Below are 1,851 nucleotides of genomic sequence, written 5' to 3' on the forward strand. Positions count from 1 at the left end.
TCGCTTCTGCTTCAGCAATGACTTCACCCGTCTCCTCTGCGCGGATACTGTGGCCAAAACGAAAACTTTTATTTCCAATCGTGGAAACCCATGAAGAAATGATCAACGATTGTCCGAAATACGCCTGACTGACAAAATCACACTTTGTCGAGGCGATAATGAAACGACCAAAAGAATTCGAGTGATTTGGAATCACATCTTCAAAAAATTTCCCTCTCGCTTCTTCTAAGTAAATGAAGTAACTCGTATTATTCACATGTCCTGCCATGTCCGTCTCACAAAATCTGACTCTTACTGGAACTTCGTGATTCAAACGCTCCCCCTCCATTCTGACTGGTTAGTATGTTAGATTCATAAGTCTCCCTTGAAAGGGGAGAAAGCTTATGACTTTTTATCAATACCATGCAGGATCATCTCGAGATAGATCGATGTCAGTTCTTCTTCTGATACATTCCCTTCAGGGTTATACCAGTAGTAACTCCAGTTCGTCATTCCGAGAATGCCACGAGTGATCATGTCCGGACTGAGATGGTCCTGGAAGTCACCCTTATTGATGCCGTCTTCCACTAAAGTCTGCAGGTTTTTACGAAACTGATCTCTTTTTTTAATGTTTTGATCCAAATAATCATCCTCAAGGTTTCTCATCTCTCTGAAGAAAATACGGGCACTCTTCTTTCTGTTCTTGATGCTGTTGATGACCATGAAGATCATAGAACGAAGCTTTTCTCTGCTATCTTTTGTATCATCGTTCAAGATTTCTTCCTGATTTTCAAGCAAATACTCTATAAAATTGAGGTGGATATTTGTTAAAAGCTCTTGTTTGTTTTTGAAATAATAATAGAACGTTCCTTTCGTGACGCCCAGTTCATCCACAATCTCTTGAATTGATGTTTCAGTAAAACCTTTTTTATCAAATAGATGTATACTAATATCCATGATTTTTTGTTTCATAGGTACATTGTCCTTTCATTTAGGGATGATATAACATTATAACATTCCTAAACCCCGCAAAAACGATGTCTGGCTATTCTCGCTCGATGACTATTGCTATCCCTTGTCCGCCACCAATGCAGGCTGTAACCAATGCATACCTTCCACCGATGCGCTGCAGTTCGTAAATCGCTTTTGTCGTAAGGATCGCCCCTGTTGCTCCAAGCGGGTGTCCATGGGCAATCGCACCACCGTTCACGTTCACTTTTTCCATATTCATCTGCATTTCTTTATTACAAGCCAGCACTTGAGCAGCAAACGCTTCATTGATTTCAATAATGTCCATATCCTCAAGGCTCAGTCCAGTCTTTTCTAAGACCTTTTGTGTCGCCGGTACAGGACCAATGCCCATAATGTTCGGATCAACCCCTGCTACGGTACAGGCTTTTACAGTGGCCATCGGGGTTACACCGATTTCTTCTGCTTTCGCTCTCGACATCAACGTGAGAGCAGACGCGGCATCATTCAAGCCAGAACTATTTCCAGCGGTCACCGAACCGTCTTCCAGAAAAGCCGGACGAAGCTTAGCCATTCCTTCCAGCGTCGACTGTGGTCTCGGATGTTCGTCCGTTTTGAATACAACAGGCTCTCCCTTCCTCACCGGGATGGTAAGAGGGACAATTTGCTCTTCAAACCTTCCTTCTTCCATCGCTGCTGCCATACGCTCTTGACTCTGTTGAGCAAATCGATCCTGATCTTCTCTAGCAATCTCGTATTTCTCTGCAAGATTTTCTGCTGTAATCCCCATGGGAGGGTCACCGATTTCCTTAGGCGAGAGCTGAGATTTTTTGAACTTTGGCGGGGCCGGGCTGTAAGGACGCTCAGGCCGCTCCATTAAATAAGGCGCTCGGCTCATACTTT

3 protein-coding genes are annotated in these 1,851 nt (G+C 43.7%); all 3 read right to left on the reverse strand.

The genetic code is table 11. The features are described from left to right. On the reverse strand, positions 1 to 313 hold a 313-nt coding region (locus tag LD39_RS20550), incomplete at its 3' end, for a thioesterase family protein (RefSeq protein ID WP_052158983.1). Positions 314 to 381: 68 nt separating this feature from the next. After that, positions 382 to 951, reverse strand: coding sequence for a TetR/AcrR family transcriptional regulator (locus LD39_RS20555; protein WP_035553094.1), 570 nt, complete (start codon positions 949 to 951; stop codon positions 382 to 384). 73 nt (positions 952 to 1,024) lie between these two features. Continuing rightward, positions 1,025 to 1,851: thiolase family protein (locus LD39_RS20560; RefSeq protein ID WP_035553100.1), on the reverse strand; the 827-nt coding region annotated here is incomplete at its 5' end.

This window comes from Halobacillus sp. BBL2006 (assembly GCF_000786645.1).
Classification (GTDB): Bacteria; Bacillota; Bacilli; order Bacillales; family Halobacillaceae; genus Halobacillus.

Excerpts from the sequence above, each read along its gene's own strand:
- LD39_RS20555 (WP_035553094.1), bottom strand. The coding sequence starts at position 951 with ATGAAACAAAAAATCATGGATATTAGTATACATCTATTTGATAAAAAA.